Source organism: Streptomyces sudanensis, from assembly GCF_023614315.1.
Classification (GTDB): domain Bacteria; phylum Actinomycetota; class Actinomycetes; order Streptomycetales; family Streptomycetaceae; genus Streptomyces; species Streptomyces sudanensis.
Window position 1 is genome coordinate 3138884 of the sequence record NZ_CP095474.1, and the last position, 19834, is coordinate 3158717.

Genomic DNA, 19834 nt, shown 5'->3' on the forward strand with positions numbered 1-19834 from the left:
GGGCGCTGGGCGCGGGGGCGCGGTACGGGCTGGCGCTGGCGCTGCCCGCCGCGCCGGGCGCCTTCCCCTGGGCGACCCTGGGGACGAACGTCGCGGGCTGCGCCCTCATGGGCGTGCTCGCGGCGGTGCTCGACGGGGCGCGGCGCCCGCACCGCCTGCTGCGGCCCCTGGTGGGCACGGGGCTGCTGGGCGGGTTCACGACGTTCTCGGCGTACGCCCTGGAGACCCACGCGCTGCTGGAGCGGGGGCGGACCCTGACGGCGTTCGCCTACCTGGCGGGCACCCTGGTCGCGGCGCTCACGGCGGTCGCGGTGGCGGCGCGGGCGACGCGGAGCCTGTCGGCCCGGCGCGCGGGAAGGGGTGCGGCCGGATGACGTGGCTGCCGGTCGTGGTGGGCGGCGCGCTGGGGGCCGTGCTGCGGTACCTGGCCGATCTGATCGTCCGCTCCCGCTGCGACCCGGACTTCCCGTGGGGGACCCTGGCGGTCAACGTGCTGGGCTCGCTCACCCTGGGCGTCCTCACGGGCGCGGCGGTGGCGGCCCCCGTCCACGCCCTGCTGGGCACCGGCCTGTGCGGCGCGCTGACCACGTACTCCACGTTCTCGTACGAGACCCTCCGCCTGGGCCGCGAGGGCCCCGTCCGGTACGCGGTCGCCAACGCGGCGGCCACGGTCGCCGCCTCCCTGGGCGCGGTGGCGGCGGGCCTGGCCCTGGGCCGGATGCTCGGCACCTGACCGCAGCGGTGCGCGGGACCGGAGGCGCACGGGTACGGGCGCGCCGGGACGCGTCGTGCGCCGTCTCGTCCGGGCGGTGTGGATAGCGTGGCAGGCCACACCGAGGAAGTGGCTCGCGAACCGCTGGGGGATCGTCATGGCCGGACCGCCCGAGGGGATGCCCGTCTGGGTGGACGCGATGTTCACCGACCTGGAGGGCGCCCGGGGTTTCTACTGCGACGTGCTGGGCTGGACCTTCCGCGAGGAGGTCACGGAGCACGGCGGTCATGTGCGGGCGTACGCCGGCGGCAGGGCGGTCGCCGCGCTCGTCCCGCCCGTGCCGGACCGGGACGACGAGGCGGCGCGGTCCGCCTGGTGCCTGTACTTCGCCTCGTCCGACCCGGAGGCCGTCGCGCGCCGGGTGCGGGAGAACGGCGGCCGGGTCGTCGCGGGGCCGTCGGTGTCCGGGGGGCAGGGGACGGTGCTGCTCGCCCGCGACCCGGGCGGGGCCGTCTTCGGGGTGCGGCGGCCGGGGGCCGGTCCGGGCTTCGAGGCGCGGGGCGTGCCCGGCGCGTACCGCTGGGCGGAGGTCAACACGCGGGACGCGGCGGGGACCGACGCGTTCTTCTCCGCGGTCCTCCCGTTCACGGTGGGACCGCCGGCGGACGCGGACTTCGCGGTCCTCCGCGCGGGGGGCGAGCCGGTGCTCGGCCGGAGGAGGATGGGCGAGGACTTCCCGCCGGACATGGGGGCGTTCGTCGGGGTGCACTTCGCCGTCGACGACGTCGACGCGGCGGTCGGGCGGGCCACCACCCACGGGGCCAAGCTGGTGTCCGGGCCGGTGAACGGGCCGTTCGGGCGGTTCGCGACGCTCGTGGACCCCCAGGGCGCGGCGTTCTCCCTGACCGGCCCCTCCGGGGCGGAGGGCGGAGCGCCCGGGACCGCCGGACCCTGACCCGGGACCGCCGGACCCTGACCCGGCACCGGGTCGCCCTCCCGCCCCCGGCCGCCCCTCGGCCCGTCCGGGCGCCGCAGGTCCGGCCGTCCGGCGCCGTCCGGTCGTCGCCGGGGCACGCCGGCCCGCGGCTCAGCCGACCGGGTCCAGATGGCCGAGGAGGACCGCGGAGAACTCCTCGGCCCCGCGCAGCCGGGCGCGCAGCGTCTCGCACCGCGCCTCGACGGCGCTCCGGTACGCGGCGAGGCGGGCCCGCAGCCGCTCCCGCTCCTCACCGGACGGCGGGTCGTCCGACGCGCCCAGCCGGTCGACGAGCCCCAGCAGGTCGCGCACCTCGTCCACGGTGAAACCCAGCGGCGCCATCCGGCCCACCAGCAGGAGCCGCTCCACGTCGGCCTCGGTGTACAGCCGGAAACCGCCCCTGGTGCGGGCGGACGGGGCGGCGATGCCCACGTCCTCGTAGTGGCGGATCGCCCGCAACGACAGGCCGGTCCGCTCGGCCACCTCGCCGATCCGCATCTGCCACCGCTGGTCGTCCGCCATCACCGCGCCCGCCTGCCTCGTCGCCGTCCGCGCACGCCCGCGCGTCCGCGCGCCCACGCCGGATCGGCCCAGCTTACGTACGGGGCGCCCGCCTGCCGTGACGGCGTCGGCGCGCCGCCGTCACGGTGCCACGAACTGCGTAAGGATCGCCTGCACCTCGTAGATGTCGACGCCCTTGGTGAACGTCTTCTGGACGGGGACGGAGTTGCCGGAGATCCAGATCTTCAGCTCGGCGTCGAGGTCGAAGGTGCCCGCCGTCTCCACCGCGAAGTGCGTGATGCTGCGGTACGGGATCGAGTGGTACTCGACCTTCTTGCCCGTGATCCCCTGCTTGTCGACGAGGATCAGGCGGCGGTCGGTGAACAGGATCGTGTCGCGGATCAGGAGGAACGCGGCGTGCACCCGCTCGCCGGGGCCGAGGAGCCGCGCGTACTCCTGCTGCGCGTTCGCCGGGTCGATGGTGTGCGCGTTGCCGAACAGTGCCATGAGGCCCCCCGTGAAAGGAATCGTGCGATCGTCGCACTGTACCGGCGCCGGGCGGTGGTNGGGNGGTGNTTNNNCNNNNTGCCGACGGGGCGGTGCCGGTTCCGGAACAGCTCCTTCCGCTTGTCGGCGCCCGTGGCGCGGCGTCCCCGTCCGCCGGGCACCGCNNCCGCCGTCCGCCGGGGCCGCCGGGTCGCCGCCGGGGCGCGCGCCGGGCGGTCGGCGGAGGAGGAGCGCGCCCCCTGTGGGCCGGACGGGTGGTCCTTCCGCGCTCGGCCCGTCCCGCCGTCGCCCGGCGGTTACCTTGTGGCCTCCGCCCCCGGGACCGTCGTGCCGTGGTGTGCCCGCGGTGTGCCCGCGGCGCCCCGGTCCCGGCGGTCCCGCCGCGGGCGGCGGCCGACGCGGCGTACACGGTTCCGGAACACCGGAAGGTGCAGGAAGACCATGACGACGACATCCGACGGCGCGTCACGACCGGGAAGTCCGCTTCCGGCAGGGGGTCCCGGCGCGGGGTTCGGCTCCCCTCCGGCCGACGAGGCGGAGGAGGCGGCCCGGCGCGCGGTGCTGCGGGCCACCGACCACCTGCTGGCCCGCCGGCATGCCGGGGGGTGGTGGAAGGAACCCTTCCGGACCGATGTGAGCTACGACGCCCACGACCTGTTCCTGCGGCATCTGCTGGGCGTCCCGGACGAGCGGGTGGCCGCGGCGAGCGGCCGGTGGATCCGGTCGCACCAGAGCGCGGACGGCTCCTGGCCCCTCGTCTTCGGCGGGGCGGGCCACCTGGGGACCACCGTCCAGGCGTACGTGGCGCTCCGGCTCGCCGGGGACGGCCCGGACGAGGAGCACATGCTCCGGTGCGCGGCGTGGGTGCGCGCGCGGGGCGGCGTCCCGGCCGCCCAGCTGACGGCCCGCGTGTGGCTGGCCATGTTCGGCTGGTGGAGCTGGGACGACCTCCCCGAGATCCCGCCGGAGATCATCTCCCTGCCCGCGTGGGCGCCCCTGAACATCTACTCCTTCGGCGCCGTCATGCGGCCGGCGCTCGTGGCCCTCGCCGTCATCAGCGCGCACCGGCCCGTGCGGCCGGCCCCCTTCGGCATCGACGAGCTCTTCGTCGTGCCCGGCGCCTCCGGGCGCGCCCCCGTACGGGCCGGCGGCTGGGAGGGCGCCTACTGGCGCCTGAACGCCGTTCTGCGCGCCGGCCGCAGGGCCTTCCCCCCGCCGCTGCGCAGGGCCGCGACGAACGCCTGCGTCCGCTGGCTCCTCGAACGCCAGGAGACGGACGGCAGTTGGGGGGCGTGCACCCCGATGACCACCTGGGTGGTCCTCGCCCTGCACCTGTGCGGCTATCCGCCGGACCACCCGGCGCTCAAGGCCGCCTGGCGGTTCCTGGAGGACTGCGCCGTCTGGCACGAGGACGGCGCACGGGAGCTGCAGACCGTCCACAGCCCGGTGTGGGACACCTGCCTGTCCCTCACCGCGCTGCTCGACGCCGGCCTGCCCGCCGACCACCCGGCACTGGTCGAGGCCGCCGACTGGCTGCTCACCCGGCAGGCCGAGCGGCCCGGCGACTGGGCCGTGCGGCGCCCCCGGCTCGCCCCCGGCGGCTGGGCGTTCCAGTTCCACAACCGGGCCTATCCCGACAACGACGACACCGCCGAGGCGGTCCTGGCGCTGCTCCGCGTCGCCCACCCCGACCGGGCGCGCGTCGGCGGCGCGGTGGACCGGGCGGCGCGGTGGGTCCTCGGCATGCAGAGCGGGAACGGCGGGTGGGGGGCCTTCGACGCCGACAACACCGGCTCCCTGCCCGGCCGGCTCCCCTTCTTCGACTTCGGCGAGTACTGCGTCGACCCGCCCACCGCCGACGTCACCGCCCACGTGGTGGAGATGCTGGCCGCCCTCGGGATGGAGCACGACCCCCGCACCCGGCGCGCCGTCCGCTGGCTGCTCGACCGGCAGGAGGACAGCGGTGCGTGGTACGGGCGCTGGGGGGTGAACCACGTCTACGGGACCGGCTGCGTCGTCCCGGCGCTCGTCGCCGCCGGGGTCCCCGCCCGCCACCCCTCCGTCCGGCGCGCCGTCGACTGGCTGACGTCCGTGCAGAACGCGGACGGCGGCTGGGGCGAGGACTGGGAGTCGTACGCCGACCCGGAGCGCGCCGGCCGGGGCCCGTCCCTGCCCTCGCAGACCGCCTGGGCCCTGCTGGCCCTGCTCGCGGCGGGGGAGCGCGACAGCGCCGCGGTCCGCGACGGGGTGCGCTGGCTGACCGAACGGCAGACGGACCAGGGGACCTGGGAGGAGCCGGAGTTCACCGGCACCCTCGTCCCCCGGGCCGTGGCCTGCAGGTACGACTCCTACCGGCACGTCTTCCCGCTGACGGCGCTGGGCCGCTACGTCCACCGCCGGGGCCCCGGCGNCGCGGCGGCCNGCCCCCCGCCCGGCGGGGCGCGGCCCGGGCCGGAGGCGTAGGCGGCGCCCGGCGGCCTCCCGTCAGCGGGGGGCCGCCGGCAGGGGCGCGCCGGCGTCCGGGGCCGGGCGGGTCCCGTGGTGGGAGCGGGTGCGGACCTGGAGGACGAGCAGGGCCAGGGCGCCGGCCGCGGCGGACCAGACGAGTGAGAGCAGTGCGTGGGGCCACGGGGTGAGGGCGGTGAACGCCGAGGCCAGCGCCGACTGGTTCGCGCCGTACAGGGGGAGGGCGGTCAGGCCGGCCAGGTCGGCGACGTTGAGGACCGGGTTCTGCAGTCCGGTGTCGACCAGGCTGAGCATGATGACGAGGAAGAACCCCTCCAGCTCGCCGCGCACCAGCGAGCCGAGGAGGAGGCCGATGCCGCCGTATACCAGGCCGGCGCCGAGGACGGCGAGGCCCAGGGGGACCGGCTGCCGCACGGGCAGGGAGGCCCACAGCACGGCCGTGGTGTAGAGGGCGAGGAGCGCGGCGACGAGGGCGACGGCGGTGACCTTCGCCATCAGCAGCGGCAGCCGGGGGTAGCCGGCCAGCAGGAGCCGGCGGTCCACCTCCCCGGCCTTGAACGTCTCCATGAACATCGTGAAGCCGGTGACCAGGGTGACCGCGGCGAGGGCGTTGGCCACCTGGCCGACGTGGTGGGCCGGGGCGAGGGCGGTGACGCCGGCGGAGTCCAGGGGGAAGCGCACCGGCCGGTCCGAGGCGCACACGCGCGCCACGGTGATCCAGGCGGGGATGAACGCGACCGCCAGGAAGACGGCCAGCCGGTTGCGGAGGTGGCCGCGCAGGGTGCAGCGCAGCATCTCGGTGAACGCCGTCCGGTGGAACCTCATCGGGTGGGCTCCTCGATGTCGAGGCGGCCCCCGCGCAGGTGGCCGACCGCGTCGAAATGGTGCAGGTCGTGCAGGAGGTGCGAGACCACGACGATCGACCGGCCCTGGTCGCGCAGGCGGGTGGCCAGGGCCCAGAAGCGCTGGTGGGTGTCCCAGTCGAAGCCCTGGTAGGGCTCGTCCAGCACCAGCAGCCGCGGGTCGTGCATCAGGGCGAGCAGCAGGTTCAGCTTCTGGCGGGTCCCCCCGCTGAGCTCCCCGGAGCGCCGCCGTCCGCAGTCGGCGAACCCCAGGAGGTCCATCAGCTCGTGGGCGCGCTCCAGCGTCGGCAGCCGGTAGGCCACCTGGAACAGCCTCAGGTGCTGCCCGACGGTGAACGAGTCGTTCAGCACGGCCTGCTGCGGGCAGTACCCGACCGGCCCGTCCCGCTCCACCGTCCCCCGGTCGGGCGGCACCTGCCCCACGGCGATCCGCAGCAGCGTGCTCTTGCCCGCGCCGTTCTCGCCGACGATCCCGACCAGCGACCCGGCGGGCACGTCCAGGTCGGCGCCGCGCAGGACCTGCCTGCCGCCGTACGCCTTCCACACGCCGCTGATGCGCAGCCGCGGCCGCCGCTCCGTCGTCTCCGGTCGCATGTCGTGCCTCTCCGGTCAGCGAAGGGTGTAGAGGGAGGCGGCGAGGGCGAGGGTGTACCACTGCTCGACCAGGCGGTAGGTGTGCTGGTCGCTCCTCTGGCCGCGCCGCAGCACCACCCGGAACGCCAGCAGCAGGCTCAGCCCGCCCAGGACGACGTCCGTGGCGACGATCCACCAGTGCGGGCCGGCGGGCGCCATCAGGAAGTGGTGGATGGCGAGGGGGCCGAGGGCGAAACCGGCGCACAGGAAGACGCGGGTGTTCCGCTCGCCGAACACCAGCGGCATGGTGGAGCGGCCGACCGCCCGGTCGCCGGTGATGTCGCGGAGGTCCTGGACGGACATGAGGAGGGTGACGGTGATCGTCAGGGTCACGATCCAGCGCCACGCGTCCGGCGTGACGGGGGCGACGATCTCCCAGGCCGCCGCCAGCTGGGCGACGACCCCGATCCCGGCGTAGAGGTTCCTGCCGAGCCAGTGGCGCCCCCACCCGCCCTCGTGCTGGAGCAGCGAGAGGACCTGCCACAGCAGGGCCCACTCCAGCACGCCCAGGAACCAGCCGTAGAGGGGGAAGGCGACCCGGACGGCGATCAGGCGAAGCCGGGCGCCCCTGACGCTGCTCCGGCCGCTGACCAGCGGGCGGAGGGGCTTGTTGACGCGGTCCTCCTCAAGGCCGACGAGCTGGTTGGCCAGGGTGTGCTCGTAGACGAACAGCCAGAAGTACAGCACGCCCGAAGCGACGGCCACCGCCGTCTCCGCCGGGGGCAGCCGGGTGTGCACGGCGGCCGCCAGCACGAAGCAGGTGGCGGGGAAGAGGGTGGTCCAGCGGTCGGAGCGGATGAAGAGCCAGCTCACGTGGATCTCCCGCCAGACGGTCCGCCACACCGTCCTGCGCGTGTTCGTCGTCATCGTCGTCATCGCTCGGCTCCGTGCCTCCGGTCGGGGCGGGTGCCCGCCCGCTCGCCGGTCCTCATGCCGTCCGGCGCACGGCCGCTTCCGCCACGTTCACCAGCGTGCGGATCACGTCCGGAGGGAAGGGCGCCGAGGCCAGGGCGCTCAGGGCCTGCTGGTACCGCTCCTCGATCATCCGCTCGACCGCGGCCCGGGCCCCGGTGTCCGTGAGGATGCCGCGCACCTCGGCCGCCTCCCGCTCCCCGAGGAGGGGGTCGCCGACCAGCTCGCGCAGCCGGTCCGCCTGGGCGGGCGAGCCGGCGCGCACGGCGTGGGCGACGAGACTGGTGCACTTCCCCTCGCGCAGGTCGTCCAGGTGCGACTTGCCCATCCGCTCCGGGTCCCCGAACACCCCGAGCACGTCGTCCCGGAGCTGGAACGCCTCCCCGAGGGGCACCCCGTAGGCGCTGCACGCGTCCATGACCGGCTGTCCGGCGCCGGCCAGGGCGGCCCCGACCTGCAGGGGGCGTTCGACCGTGTACTTGGCGGTCTTGTAGCGCACGACGGTCAGCGCGGTCTCGACGTCCACCCCGAGGTCGCCGGTGGTCAGGAGGTCCAGGTGCTGGCCGGCGATCAGCTCGCTGCGCGCGAGGTCGACGCAGTGCAGCACGGCGACCCGGTGGGCCTCGGGCATGAGCGTGGTGTGCAGGAGTTCGTCGGACCAGACGAGGGCGAGGTCGCCCACCAGGATGGCGCCGCCGAGGCCGAACTGCTCGGCCGTGGACGGCAGGTGGTGGTGGTCGGCCAGCCGCCGGTGGACCGTGGGCCGGCCGCGGCGGCTGTGGGCGCCGTCCATGATGTCGTCGTGGATCAGGGCGCAGGCGTGCGCCAGCTCGATGGAGGCGGCCAGCCGGACGGCCTGCCCGGGGTCCCCGCCGCCGCCCGCCGCGCGCCATCCGGCGATGCACAGCAGCGGGCGGATCCGCTTGCCCGAGTCGAGGAAGTCGCGCAGCAGCATGGCCAGTGCCGCCTGCCGGGGGACCGGGGCGGTGTCCGCCTTCTCCGTCAGGAACTCGTGGAGGAGGTCGTCGATGGCCGTGCGGGGGGCGAAGAAGTCGGACTCGACCGTCGGTGTTTCGGCAATCATGAAATCGCATCCCTGGATCGGCGGCTGGCCTGCGTGCTCCGGCGAGCCGGCGGCCCGTGCCGTCGGCGGCGTCGCCGCGGGCGGCACGGGCGGTGCCGGAAAGCGCCCTTCCGATGGCCGGGGCGGCGCGTCCGCCTTCTCCGTCCGGCGGGCAGGCGTTTCCCAGCAAACCCGGAAACACGGAAATTCACCACAACCCCGGCAGGGCGTACGGATGTGTAGATCAGGGCGCTTTCACTCCCGAACGCGCCGGTACACCCCAGTTCCCGCCGACGGGTCCCCGCGCCCCGCGGCGGATGCCGGGCGGGGCGTCACACCGTGCGGTGCAGCAGGAACGCCGGCAGCGCTTCGAGGTCGCGGCGGGCGCCGGGGGCGAGGGGCACGCCGTGCAGGGAGCGGTGTGCGGCGGCCAGGTGCCGCCGGGCCTCGCCCAGGGCGGCCCCGCGCCCGCCGGCCCGCTCGACGAGGTCGGCCGCGCGGGCGGCGGCCCGGTCGTCGAGGGTGCCGGCCGGGCCGGGCGCGTCGAGCAGGGCGGCCAGTTCGCGGGCGGCGGGGACGTCGGCGGCGAGGGCCGCGAGGACCGGGTACGTCTTCTTCCGCCGGCGCAGGTCGCCGTGGACGGGCTTGCCGGTCGCCGCCGGGTCGCCCCACACGCCCAGCAGGTCGTCGACGACCTGGAACGCCACGCCCAGGTGCCGTCCGGCCCGGTCCAGCGCGGCGACCGTCGCCTCGGGCGCCCCGCCGAGCAGCGCCCCGAGGGCGGCCGCGCAGCCCAGGAGGGAGCCCGTCTTGTGCTCGGCCATCCTCCGGTACGCGCCGGGCCGCACCGCGCCGGGACCCGTCCAGGGGCGGTCCTCGAAGCACAGGTCCTCCGCCTGGCCGCGCACGAGGTCGGCGAGCGTCCCGCTCAGGCGCCGCACGGCCGGGCCGGCGTGCGCGCCGGGCGCCTCCGCGAGCGCCTGCACGGCGAGCGCGAACAGGGCGTCGCCGGCGAGGACGGCCGGGCCGGTGCCGTACGCCTTCCACACCGTCTCGCGCCGCCGGCGCACCGTGTCGCCGTCCATGACGTCGTCGTGGAGCAGCGAGAACGCGTGGACCAGCTCCACGGCCACGGCGCCCGCCACGGCGGCCCGGCCGTCCGCCCCGACCGCCTCGGCGCCCAGCACGGCGAGGGCCTGGCGGACGCCCTTCCCCTCGGACGCGCCCGGCGCGGGCGTGCCGGTCACGTCGCTCCAGCCGAGGGAGAACGCGGCCATCTCCCCGGTCCACGGGTGCAGCCGCCCGACGGCGCGGACGAGCGCGGGCCGCACCAGGGCCCGGCAGCGCAGGAGGAGCGCGGTGGCGCCGGCGTGCGCGCCGGGGGCCGTACGCGCGCCGGGGATCGGCCGCGCGTCGGGAGCCGTACGCGCGTCGGGTCCCNGCANCNGNCNNACGGGCGGNGGCCGCCGCCCCCGTCCCCGGCACCCGGGCCGGGGCCGGCAGCGGCCTCACCGCCCCACCGCCTTCCCGGCGGCCGGCAGCGGTCCCACGCCCAGCTCGGCGGCGGCCTTCTCCACCATGTCGCGGGCGTGGCGCAGCCCGATCCGGTCCAGGGCGTCCCGCAGCTCCGCCAGTTCGGCGGTGGTCGCGGCGGTGTCGCGGCCCAGCCGGGCGCGCGACTTGGCCAGGCCCAGCCGGGACAGCGCGGTGCCGCGCGGCTCGCCCATGGCGCGGAACTCCTCCAGCGCCCGCGTGTACGCGTCGCGCGCCTCCTCGTACCGGCCGGCCCGGTACAGGACGTTGCCGCGCATCTTGCGGTTGTACGCCAGGGCGCCGGACAGCCGCATGTCGCGGCAGGCCGCCTCGGCCTCGGACAGCAGCCGCAGCGCCCGCTCGACGTCCCCGTCCCGTACGGACACCACGTCGGCGATCCCGCGCAGCGCCCACGCCCGGCCGCGCCGGTCGTCGGCCCGCCCGGCGATCTCGGCGGCCTCCTCGAACAGGGCGAGGGCCCGGTCGTACGCGCCGGTGTTGCGGTGCATCTGGGCGATGCCCTCCAGCGCCCACACGGTGTGCCGGGCCTCGCCGCGCCGCCGGGCCTCGACGAGGAGCTGCTCGTGGAGCTCGCCGACGGCCCGGTAGTCGCCCTGTATCCGCCCGGTCTCGGCGAGGCCCGCCAGGGAGTAGCCGCGGACGACGACGTCCCCGCCGCGCTCGCCCGCGTCGGCCGCGAGGCGCAGCAGCCGGTACGCGAGGGCGAGGGCGCCGCGCTGCCGGGCGAGGGTGCCGCCGCTCCACAGCGCCCACGCCATCGCCCCCGCGTCCCCGGCGTCCCGCGCGGCCCGGAAGCTGGCCTTCCACGCCCGGTCGGCGTCCTCGGCGCGCCCGAGCCGCCGGTACGCCTCCGCGACCGCGAGCCCGCACCGCGCCGCCTCCCGCCGCTCCCCGGCGGCCTCGGCGGCCCGCAGTTCCCGGACGCCCCGCTCCAGGACCTCGGTCAGCGACGAGTTCACCGACAGCGACCCCAGCGCCCCCTGGTACTCGGGCGCCACCGCCCTGCCCCGCACCGCCGGGCCCGCCGTCCCCGATGTCCGACCCACCGTCATGTCCCCTCCGTCGTCCGGTTCTCACCGATCAAGACGGTATGAGCGGGCGGAGGTTCCGCGAGTCCCCCGCCGTGCGGGTCGTGGGTCATACCTGAGTGCTACGCCGCCGCGCGGCGTCGTCACCGAGACGTACGGGACCGGAGGGCGGATCCGGGCGGGGGCCGGGGCGGGCGGTGGGACCTCACCCCACCAGGGTGCCGGTGTCCAGGCGGCTGAGGCGGTCGGGGTCGGTGAGGAGGTCCAGGGACGTGACGCGGGCGCCGTGGACCGTGAAGGACATCACCGAGACCACCCGGCCCTCCGACACGGCGAGGACGCCCGGCGCACCGTTGACCAGGACCGGATGGGCGGCCTCCGCGAGGCGGGCGAAGACGACGGCCTGGGAGGCGACGGTCCTCGCGCCCCGGCGCAGCACGCTCGGGCGGAGGGTGCCGCCGTCGGAGCGCGCCACCACGTCCGGGTCCAGCACGGCGGTCAGCGCGTCCAGGTCGCCGCCGCGGGCCGCCGCCAGGAACGCCTCCACCACCCGGCGGCGGTCCGCGTCGCCGTCCGGCAGGGGCACCGCCGCCCGGACGCGGTGGCGGGCGCGTTCGGCGAGGGTCCGGGCCGATTCGGCCGTACCGCCCAGCACCTCCGCGACGTCCTCGAAGGGCACCGCGAACAGGTCGTGCAGCACGAACGCCAGCCGCTCGGCCGGGCTCAGCGCGTCCAGCACGATCATCAGGGCGAAGCCCGCCTCGTCGGCGACGAGCGCGGCCTGCTCGGGGTCCGGCCCGGAGACCGGGCTGACGACCGGGTCGGGCAGCCGCATCCGCCCGTCCTCGCCCAGGAGCGGCTCCGTGCGGCGGGCCGCGCGGGCGCGGAGCCGGTCCAGGCAGACGCGGGCGACGGCCGCGGTGAGCCGGCCGACCGGGTCCGGTGCGTCGCCGTCACCGGCGGGATCCAGCCGCAGCCGCGCCTCCCGCACCGCGTCCTCCGCGTCGCCGAGTGAACCCAGCATCCGGTAGGCCACCGCCCGCAGCCGGGGCCGGTGCTCCTCGAACCGTTCCGCCGATGCTCTTTTCTTGCTCATCTCGCCCGTCCCCGTGTCCTGAATCGTCCTGTCGCCGTGAGGACCATACGGCGCGGGGGCCGGTCGCGGCAGGCGGTCGGCGGAACGGGTGGGCGCGAAGTCGCGGGACCGGCGCATCGGGGCGCTCGGCCCCCACTTTTCGCTGAACATGCTCAGTGAGTATGCTCAGCGACATGTCCGAGACTTCGAACACCCCTCCGGGGGTACGGCAGCAGCGCAAGCAGCGGACGCGGCAGGCGCTCCTCGCGGCCGCGCGGCGGGTGCTGGAACGGCGCGGCACGAGCGGGCTCACCACGCGGGAGGTCGCCGCCGAGGCGGGCGTCGCCGCCGGGACCTTCTTCGTCCACTTCCCCGACCTGGGCACCCTCGTCGAGACCCTCCTCGACGAGCACGTCGGTCGCGCCCTCGACACCGCCCTGCGCACCCTCCCCGAGGACGGCGACCCGGTCGCCCGCCTCGTGCACGTCGCCGCGGAGCTGTACGACAGCTACGACCGCGAACCGGAGCTGTCCCGCCAGTACCTCTCCGCCTCCCTCTTCCACCACCACCCCGACGGGCCGACCGAGCGCCGGATGGCGGAGTTCCGCGTCTGGGTGGCCGGCGAGTTCGCCCGGGCCGCCGACGCGGGGACGATCCCGCCGATCGACCCGGAAGTGGCGTTCACCGCGTACTTCTCCCTCTACCTCGGCGTCCTCGTCGCCGGGCTGCGCGGCGAGCTGGACCCCGCCGACCGGGTCCGGCTGCTCGAAGCGGCGCTGCGGCGGATCGTCGGCACGACGGGGGAGGAGCGGGCATGAGGATCCTCGTCGCGGGCGGCGGCATCGGCGGCCTGACCGCCGCGCTCGCCCTGACCCGCTCCGGCCACGACGTCACCGTCGCCGAGCGCGCCCCGCGGTTCGCGCCCGCCGGGGCCGGCATCGTCATGGCGCCCAACGCCCTGCGCGTGCTCGACGCGCTCGGCGTCGACCTGGTGCCGCACAGCCTGCCCCTGCCGTCGTTCGACGTGGCGGCGGCGGACGGGACGGTGCTGCGGAGCGTCGGGACCCAGGACCTGGCGGGCGGGTACGGGCACACCCGCGCCCTGTCCCGCACGGCCCTGCACACGGCGGTCCTGGAGGCCCTCCCCCCGGCCGCCCGGCCCGTCCACGACCGCGCGGTCGCCTCCCTGCGCGACACGGGCACCTCGGTGGCCGTCCGCTTCGAGGGCGCCGCGCCGGACGCGCCCGAGGAGGCCTACGACCTCGTCGTCGGCGCCGACGGCATCCGCTCCACCGTCCGCGCGCACGCCGCCGCCCGCCCGCCGGCCCTCCGCCACAGCGGCCTGACCTGCTGGCGCGGCCTCACCGACAACCCCGGCGTCACCTCGGCGGTCGAGTCCTGGGGCCCCGGCACCCGGTGCGGGCTCGTGCCGCTGCCCGACGACCGGCTGTACTACTACTTCGTCCGCCCGGCCCCGCGCCGCGCTCCCGCACCCCGGTGGCCGGACGGGTTCCGCGACGTCTTCGCCCACCACCGGGGCGCGCCGGCCCGCCTCCTCGACTCGCTGGCCGGACCGCCGCCCCTCCACCACGACCTGGAGGAACTGGACACCCCGGTGTGGGGGCGGGGCCGGGTGCTGCTGCTGGGCGACGCGGCGCACGCGATGACCCCGAACCTCGGGCAGGGCGCGGCGATGGCCGTCGAGGACGCGTACGCCCTGGCCCTGGCCCTGCGCCCGGGCGCCGAGGGCGCGGCGGAGCGGTACCGCGCGCTGCGGCACCGCCGCGTGCGGGCGCTGCAGCTGGCGTCCCGCCACAGCGGGACGGTCGCCGGCTGGCGCAACCCGGCGGCCCGCGCCCTGCGCGAGGCGGTGTTCCGCCGCATGCCGGACTCCTTCACGGAACGCCAGTACCGGAGCCTGGTCGACCCGGCGCTCGCACTGCTGCGGCACCCGCTGGCGTGAGGGCGGCGCCGGGGCGGTCAGCCGGTCCGGTGGCGGTGCGCCAGGGGGTCCAGGACCGCGCCGCGGCCGGTCTGCACGGCCTCCACCGCCGCCTGGTGCAGCGCGCGGCTCTCCTCCTCGGACCGGCACGGCACGGGGCTGCCGGCCATCGTGTACCAGTCGGAGCCGCCGCTGTACTGGACCGCGACGTCCGCCTCGGTGCCCTGCCAGGTGGTGTGCACGCTCAGGTTCCCCGTGAGCACTCCCAGTTCCACGGTCCGGACGCCGCCCGCACCCGCGAAGACGTTGACCGTCGTCCATGACGCCCAGCCGCTCATACCCGCACCCCTCTCGCCGTACCGCGCGGCTCACCGGAGGGAGGGCGGCGCCGGACGAAGGCGGAGCAGGGGGGTTCGCCCGGCGCTTTCCGAGGGGGCCGGAGAGCGTGCGTCGGTCCTAGCAACCACCATGCGCCGGACGGCCGGGCGAAGTCGACCCGAGCGGCCCGGGAATCCGGTGGGATTCCCGGCGGCGGGGCACCCGGCCGGCCCCGCCGCCGGGGCCGGGAACGCCGGTCCCCGCCCTCCGGACGGCGGCGGGGCGTATATCCCGCCGGAACGGGGGGACCCGGAAGAACGGGGATCCGCAGCCGCGAGCCACGAGGATGGGGTGTACGCGCATGACGACCCGCCACATGACGCGAACGCGAGAACGACCCGAACGGATCGGTGTCCGCCCCGCGGAGGACGTCGAGTCGGTGTACCGGACCCTCGCCGCCGAGGCCGGCCGGGCCGCGGCGCGAGGGGAGGCCGGCGACGGGCCCGCGCCGGGCCGCGGCGCACCGTGGGGCACCGGGCGGACGCCGGCCCCGGACCCCGGCCGCGAGCAGGCGCGGGAGGGCGCGCGGCAGCCGGTGCGGCAGGGCGCCGTCCCCGGCGGCGCCGGGGACGAACCGCCCGGCGCCGCGTCCGAGGGCGCCGCCGACGCCTACCGCTGGGCGCTGGCCCGCGAGGGGCACGGTCCGGTCACGGGCGTCCCCACCCGCGAGGTGCCGGACCTGTGGCGGCTGACCGCGGAGGCGGACGCCGCCGCGGTACTGCTCGACGACCCCGTGTGCCCGCCGGAGGAGCGCGCCTACGTACGGGGCGTGCACGACGCGCTGGCCTGGCTCTGCGGCCACAGCGACGAACGCGCCGGGTGACCGGCCGCCCGACCCCTCGGTCGCGCCGGCCGTCCCGGCCCCTGTGCCCCTGCCCCCGCAGTCCGGGCGCGACCGCCCGGGCCGCCCAGGCCGCCCCGCCTGGGCCGCCCGGGCGGCCTCGCCCGGGCCGCCCGGGCCGCCCCGCCTGGACCGCCCGCCGGGAGCCGCCGCACCACCCCGGGCCGCCCCCGTACGGGCGCCCGCCGTTCCGGGGCTCCTCGCCGCCCTGCGCTCCTCAGCGCTCCGGGGGCGCCTCGCCGCCCGTACCCCCCGTGCGGCCGGGGCCGGTCCGCGGGCCGGCGTGCCGCGCCCGCAGCTCCTCGTTGAGCCGCTGGGCCTCCTCCAGCTGGTCCTCCAGGATGATGATCCGGCAGGCGGCCTCGATGGGGGTGCCCTGGTCGACGAGCTCGCGGGCCCGCGCGGCGATCCGGAGCTGGTAGCGGGAGTACCGGCGGTGGCCGCCGTCCGACCGCAGCGGGGTGATGAGCCGGGCCTCGCCGAGCGCGCGGAGGAAGGCCGGTGTGGTGCCGATCAGCTCCGCGGCGCGGCCCATGGTGTAGGCCGGGTAGTCGTCGTCGTCGAGGTTGTCGGCGGGGTTCTGCCGCCCTCCTGGAGCCATGCGCGCCTTTCGTCCTGGGCGTCCGGGCGAGGCCGGCCTCACGGACGGTGATGTACCTCGCGCGGGAACGGTAGCCGCCGCGAGTGGCGAATGTCTATTCCGGCCGGTGCAGATTCCCACCGGGCGGGACGCCAGATTTCCTCCGCCGGGAAAATGGCCCGCCCGAATTCCGTGCGGATGCGAAATCCGCGTGCTAGTGTCGTAGTCAGTTGCAGTTGTGGTTCCCAGAGCTTCAAAGTGCCCCTCCCGCCCCACGGCGGAGGAGCATTTTTGTGTGGCCGGTTCTTTCGATCCGGCGCGGGGCAATCATCGCGGCGACGCGAGGCTCGCACGGTGCGGGTCCAGAAATTCCCCGTGAGGAGAAGAATTATGGCTACTGGCGTAGTGAAGTGGTTCAACGCGGAAAAGGGCTTCGGCTTCATCCAGCAGGACGGTGGCGGTGCGGACGTGTTCGCCCACTACTCCAACATCGCGACCAGCGGTTTCCGCGAGCTGCAGGAAGGCCAGAAGGTCACCTTCGACGTGACGCAGGGCCAGAAGGGCCCGCAGGCGGAGAACATCCTCCCCGCCTGACGACGAGGCGTTCCGACGCCGCCGGGGCCCGCACCTTGGGTGCGGGCCCCGCGCCGTTCCCCGGCGCCGCCGCCCGGCCCAGGCCCGGCGTGCCGCCGCCCGCCCGGCTGAATCGAGGGCCGTGAATTCCTCGATATCGTATTGAGGAACATTCCCATGGCCCGTACGTCCCCTTCCCGGGGTCACCACTCGGGGACCCGCCAGGCCGCTGCTGCGCCGGTCCGCCGAGCGAAGACCAGCCAGTCAGAGAACGCGGCGAAGTCCGCCAAGCCTGCGAAGTCCGCGACGGCCTCCGCCGCCTCGAAGCCGCAGAGGTCCGCCAAGCCGGCCTCCCGGACGCAGTCCCGCCGCCGCTCCGCCCCGCCGCCGCCCGGCGACTTCACCCTGCCGGTGACGCTCACCCCGCCGCTGCCGCCCGTCGGGTCCTTCGCCGACCTCGGCTTCCCTCCCGCGCTGCTGCGCGCGCTGGAGGCCGAAGGGGTGACGGCCCCGTTCCCGATCCAGGCGGCGACCCTCCCGAACTCCCTCGCAGGCCGCGACGTGCTGGGCCGGGACCGCACCGGCTCCGGGAAGACCCTCGCCTTCGGCCTCGCGCTCCTCGCCCGCCTGGACGGGGTCCGCGCCGAGCCGAAGCGCCCGCTCGCCCTGGTCCTCGTCCCGACGCGGGAGCTGGCGCAGCAGGTGACCGACGCCCTCGCCCCGTACGCCCGCGCCCTCGGGCTGCGGCAGGCCACGGTCGTCGGCGGCGTGTCGATCGGCCGCCAGGTCTCCGCCCTGCGCGCCGGCGCGGACGTGCTGGTCGCCACCCCCGGCCGGCTGCGGGACCTCGTCACGCGCGGCGACTGCCTCCTCGACGACGTGGACGTCACCGTCCTCGACGAGGCCGACCAGATGACCGACATGGGCTTCCTGCCGCAGATCACCGGCCTGCTGGAGCTGACCAGGCCCGACGGGCAGCGGATGCTGTTCTCCGCCACCCTCGACCGGAACGTCGACTCCCTCGTGCGGCGCTACCTCCACGACCCGGTCGTCCACTCCGTGGACCCGACGGCGGGCGTGGTGACGTCGATGGAGCACCACGTCCTGCATGTCCAGGAGGCCGACAAGAACGCCACGGCCACCGAGATCGCGGCGCGCGACGGCCGCGTGATCATGTTCCTGGACACCAAGCACGCGGTGGACCGGCTCACCAAGCACCTCCTCAAGAGCGGCGTACGGGCCTCCGCGCTGCACGGCGGCAAGTCCCAGCCGCAGCGCACCCGTACGCTGACCCAGTTCAAGGAGGGCCACGTCACGGTGCTGGTCGCGACGAACGTCGCCGCCCGCGGCATCCACGTCGACGACCTGGACCTCGTCGTCAACGTCGACCCGCCCGCCGACCACAAGGACTACCTGCACCGGGGCGGCCGCACCGCCCGCGCGGGCGAGTCCGGCAGCGTCGTCACCCTCGTCCTGCCGCACCAGCGGCGCGACATGGACAGCCTGATGAGCCATGCGGGCATCCGCCCGAAGACGACGGCGGTACGGTCCGGCGGCGACGCCGAACTGAGCCGCATCACCGGCGCCCGCACCCCGTCGGGGATACCGGTCGTGATCGCGCCCCCCGCGCCCCGTCNNCCCCGGCCCGGGCGGCCGGCGCGCCGGGTTCCTCCTCCCGCCGCCGGTCCGGAACGCGCCGCCGCCCGCGCCGCGCGCCGCACCAGCGGTGACGCCCCGCCGCGCCGCGGCACGTCCGTCCCACCGCCCCGACCCCGTGAGGCAACCATGCGCTGTGTGATCGCCAGCTTCCCGTTCGACTTCGTGGCGAGCGAGGTGGAGGCACTGATGGCGAACGTCCGTCCGGAACCGGCGGTCGGCCCGTGCGCGGTCATCGGCCGCCGCACGTACCCGGTCAAGCAGGTCGGCGAGGTCATCACCCGCCAGGACCGCCGCGACTTCACCGCCCTGGAGGTGACCAGGGCGCTGCGCCGCCTCGGTTTCACCTGCGTGGACCAGGCGCCGGCCCCCGCCGGCGACCTCCTGGGCTGACCCGGCGGACCCGAGGGACGCCTCCCGCCCCGCCCGACGGGCCGGGCGGGAGGCGTCCCTCAGCCGTCGGTGTAGCTGAAGTCGCCCACCGTCCAGGCGCTCACGTCCTCGATGGCCACGCGGTACATGCCGCCCGTCTCCGGGATGCCGAGCGTGCCCTGGAGGATCCTCGCCACGTGGAAGTGCAGGTGCGTCGGGGCCCCGTCACGCGGCGGGCGCGAGCTCCCCGCGGAGGGGGCGAACACCCCGGCGAACCCGCCCAGCCGCTCCGAGTCCCGCAGGACCTCCGCCACCCGCTCCCGCCACACGGCCTCGGGGGCGAGCCGTCCCGTGACGACCGCGCCGTCGACCACGACGGTGAGGGACATCTGATTGGACCGCTCCGACTCGACGGTGGCCGCGACGTCCACGAGCAGTGCATCAGGCTTCGTCATGACCCGAACCTACAAGCCCGGGCGCCGGAACGGGACGCCCGCGCACGCGCCGCTTCCCGGCGGCCCCCTCCGTCAGGGCTCCTCCCGCCGGGGAGCGCCCTCCGCGGGCCCCTCCCCGGACACCGACTCGCTGCTCTCCAACCAGGACCGCGCCGGCCCCGCCGGCTGCGTCGTGTCCACGCCGAGGTGCAGGAGCGTCCCGCCCTCCGGCCCCGCGGGGTAGCTGCGTTGCTCCGTGGCGGCGAAGCATCGGCGCACCACCTCCGCCACCCTGCGGGCCACTTCGGGTGTCGCCGCGACGATCCGTACGTCGGCACGGCCCGCGGAGGGCAGCTGGATGTCGTCGTGCACGGCGATCTCCTCGGTACGGCGGTACGGACCCGGGGGCGTGACGGGGTGACGGGCTGCGTGCCCCGCCCGCCGGGGCGCGGTCCCCGGACGGTGTGCGCCCTGGCGAACCACCCGGGGCGCCCCTCCCCGCAGACTACGCGCTCCGCTCCCGGCCGGCCGCCCGGCGGTACCCCGCAACGCCCCGCGCCACTCCTTCCGTTCCCCGCCCACGAGCCGGGTGCCCCGGCCACCGCGGTGGCCGTCCCGTACGGATGCCCCGTACGGGACCGCCCGGATCGCCCCGGCCGGGCCCGGCCGCCGGAGGGCCCGGAATCGGCAAGCGGTCCGCGGGCCGGGAGGGTTGACCTGACCTGCGACGGAGCACGGACGCGGGGGAGGCGGCAGTGAGCGGCGGCC

General features: G+C 76.5%; 22 protein-coding genes and 1 pseudogene. 10 read left to right on the forward strand and 13 right to left on the reverse strand.

What is annotated here, in order from left to right; genetic code table 11:
* The 3 genes and pseudogenes from MW084_RS14585 to MW084_RS14595 all read left to right on the forward strand — a co-directional run.
* Positions 1–374, forward strand: a pseudogene (locus tag MW084_RS14585) (fluoride efflux transporter FluC); the annotation flags it as partial.
* Complete coding sequence (gene crcB / locus MW084_RS14590; RefSeq protein WP_010468012.1) at positions 371–733, forward strand: fluoride efflux transporter CrcB; 363 nt, start codon at positions 371–373, stop codon at positions 731–733. The pseudogene MW084_RS14585 and the gene crcB, both read left to right, overlap by 4 nt.
* A gap of 136 nt (positions 734–869) precedes the next feature.
* Positions 870–1667, forward strand: coding sequence for a VOC family protein (locus tag MW084_RS14595; protein WP_010468014.1), 798 nt, complete (start codon positions 870–872; stop codon positions 1665–1667).
* 132 nt (positions 1668–1799) lie between these two features.
* On the opposite strand, the gene MW084_RS14600 is transcribed toward MW084_RS14595, so the two are convergent.
* Both MW084_RS14600 and MW084_RS14605 read right to left on the reverse strand, forming a co-directional pair.
* Positions 1800–2210, reverse strand: coding sequence for a MerR family transcriptional regulator (locus MW084_RS14600; protein ID WP_010468016.1), 411 nt, complete (start codon positions 2208–2210; stop codon positions 1800–1802).
* A 120-nt stretch (positions 2211–2330) separates the two neighbouring features.
* A complete protein-coding gene (locus MW084_RS14605; RefSeq protein WP_010468018.1) occupies positions 2331–2696 on the reverse strand; it encodes a PH domain-containing protein in 366 nt (121 codons plus the stop codon).
* Positions 2697–3137: 441 nt separating this feature from the next.
* Here MW084_RS14605 and shc point away from each other — a divergent pair.
* On the forward strand, positions 3138–5106 hold a 1969-nt coding region (gene shc, locus MW084_RS14610; protein WP_275563627.1), incomplete at its 3' end, for a squalene--hopene cyclase.
* 74 nt (positions 5107–5180) lie between these two features.
* Here shc and MW084_RS14615 read toward each other — a convergent pair.
* From MW084_RS14615 to MW084_RS14645, 7 genes are all read right to left on the reverse strand, one after another.
* Entirely contained in the window at positions 5181–5987 is an 807-nt protein-coding gene (locus tag MW084_RS14615; RefSeq protein WP_106428003.1) for a hypothetical protein, read from the reverse strand.
* Positions 5984–6619 (reverse strand): ABC transporter ATP-binding protein, encoded by a 636-nt coding sequence (locus tag MW084_RS14620; RefSeq protein ID WP_010468022.1) that lies wholly within the window; start codon positions 6617–6619, stop codon positions 5984–5986. The genes MW084_RS14615 and MW084_RS14620 overlap by 4 nt, the downstream gene beginning before the upstream one ends.
* 15 nt (positions 6620–6634) lie before the next feature.
* Entirely contained in the window at positions 6635–7534 is a 900-nt protein-coding gene (locus MW084_RS14625) for a somaliensene A/B synthase (RefSeq protein WP_010468024.1), read from the reverse strand.
* Between the two features lie 52 nt (positions 7535–7586).
* Positions 7587–8654 (reverse strand): polyprenyl synthetase family protein, encoded by a 1068-nt coding sequence (locus tag MW084_RS14630; protein WP_010468026.1) that lies wholly within the window; start codon positions 8652–8654, stop codon positions 7587–7589.
* A gap of 311 nt (positions 8655–8965) precedes the next feature.
* The gene (locus tag MW084_RS14635; RefSeq protein ID WP_029553232.1) at positions 8966–10036 is read right to left on the reverse strand and encodes a polyprenyl synthetase family protein; all 1071 of its coding nucleotides are present in this window, start codon (positions 10034–10036) and stop codon (positions 8966–8968) included.
* Between the two features lie 105 nt (positions 10037–10141).
* A complete protein-coding gene (locus MW084_RS14640) occupies positions 10142–11239 on the reverse strand; it encodes a tetratricopeptide repeat protein (RefSeq protein WP_050986695.1) in 1098 nt (365 codons plus the stop codon).
* Positions 11240–11420: 181 nt separating this feature from the next.
* Entirely contained in the window at positions 11421–12311 is an 891-nt protein-coding gene (locus MW084_RS14645) for a sigma factor (protein WP_029553234.1), read from the reverse strand.
* 173 nt (positions 12312–12484) lie between these two features.
* Here MW084_RS14645 and MW084_RS14650 point away from each other — a divergent pair, with 173 nt between their 5' ends.
* Complete coding sequence (locus tag MW084_RS14650; protein ID WP_010468035.1) at positions 12485–13108, forward strand: TetR/AcrR family transcriptional regulator; 624 nt, start codon at positions 12485–12487, stop codon at positions 13106–13108.
* Positions 13105–14253: an FAD-dependent monooxygenase gene (locus MW084_RS14655; protein WP_010468037.1), complete on the forward strand. Its 1149-nt coding sequence runs from the start codon at positions 13105–13107 to the stop codon at positions 14251–14253. The genes MW084_RS14650 and MW084_RS14655 overlap by 4 nt, the downstream gene beginning before the upstream one ends.
* Positions 14254–14270: 17 nt before the next feature.
* Here MW084_RS14655 and MW084_RS14660 read toward each other — a convergent pair whose 3' ends face one another.
* Positions 14271–14570 (reverse strand): hypothetical protein, encoded by a 300-nt coding sequence (locus MW084_RS14660; RefSeq protein WP_010468039.1) that lies wholly within the window; start codon positions 14568–14570, stop codon positions 14271–14273.
* Between the two features lie 356 nt (positions 14571–14926).
* On the opposite strand from MW084_RS14660, the gene MW084_RS14665 reads away from it, so the two are divergent.
* Positions 14927–15433 carry a hypothetical protein gene (locus MW084_RS14665; protein ID WP_158684293.1) on the forward strand — a complete coding sequence of 169 codons (507 nt, stop codon included), beginning with the start codon at positions 14927–14929 and terminating at the stop codon, positions 15431–15433.
* Between the two features lie 235 nt (positions 15434–15668).
* Here MW084_RS14665 and MW084_RS14670 read toward each other — a convergent pair whose 3' ends face one another.
* A complete protein-coding gene (locus tag MW084_RS14670) occupies positions 15669–16052 on the reverse strand; it encodes a MerR family transcriptional regulator (protein ID WP_010468043.1) in 384 nt (127 codons plus the stop codon).
* A gap of 369 nt (positions 16053–16421) precedes the next feature.
* On the opposite strand from MW084_RS14670, the gene MW084_RS14675 reads away from it, so the two are divergent.
* The 3 genes from MW084_RS14675 to MW084_RS14690 all read left to right on the forward strand — a co-directional run bounded on the left by MW084_RS14675 (position 16422) and on the right by MW084_RS14690 (position 18653).
* A complete protein-coding gene (locus MW084_RS14675) occupies positions 16422–16625 on the forward strand; it encodes a cold-shock protein (RefSeq protein ID WP_010468045.1) in 204 nt (67 codons plus the stop codon).
* Between the two features lie 150 nt (positions 16626–16775).
* Positions 16776–18240 (forward strand): DEAD/DEAH box helicase (locus tag MW084_RS14685; protein WP_420833764.1); only part of this gene is annotated, 1465 nt, incomplete at its 3' end.
* Positions 18241–18398: 158 nt separating this feature from the next.
* On the forward strand, positions 18399–18653 hold the full coding sequence (locus tag MW084_RS14690; RefSeq protein ID WP_010468050.1) for an SCO5918 family protein: 255 nt from the start codon (positions 18399–18401) through the stop codon (positions 18651–18653).
* A gap of 59 nt (positions 18654–18712) precedes the next feature.
* Here the strand turns inward: MW084_RS14690 and MW084_RS14695 are convergent, their stop codons facing one another.
* A complete protein-coding gene (locus MW084_RS14695; protein ID WP_010468051.1) occupies positions 18713–19087 on the reverse strand; it encodes a hypothetical protein in 375 nt (124 codons plus the stop codon).
* Between the two features lie 72 nt (positions 19088–19159).
* The gene (locus MW084_RS14700; protein WP_010468052.1) at positions 19160–19438 is read right to left on the reverse strand and encodes a hypothetical protein; all 279 of its coding nucleotides are present in this window, start codon (positions 19436–19438) and stop codon (positions 19160–19162) included.
* Between the last annotated feature and the right edge of the window lie 396 nt (positions 19439–19834).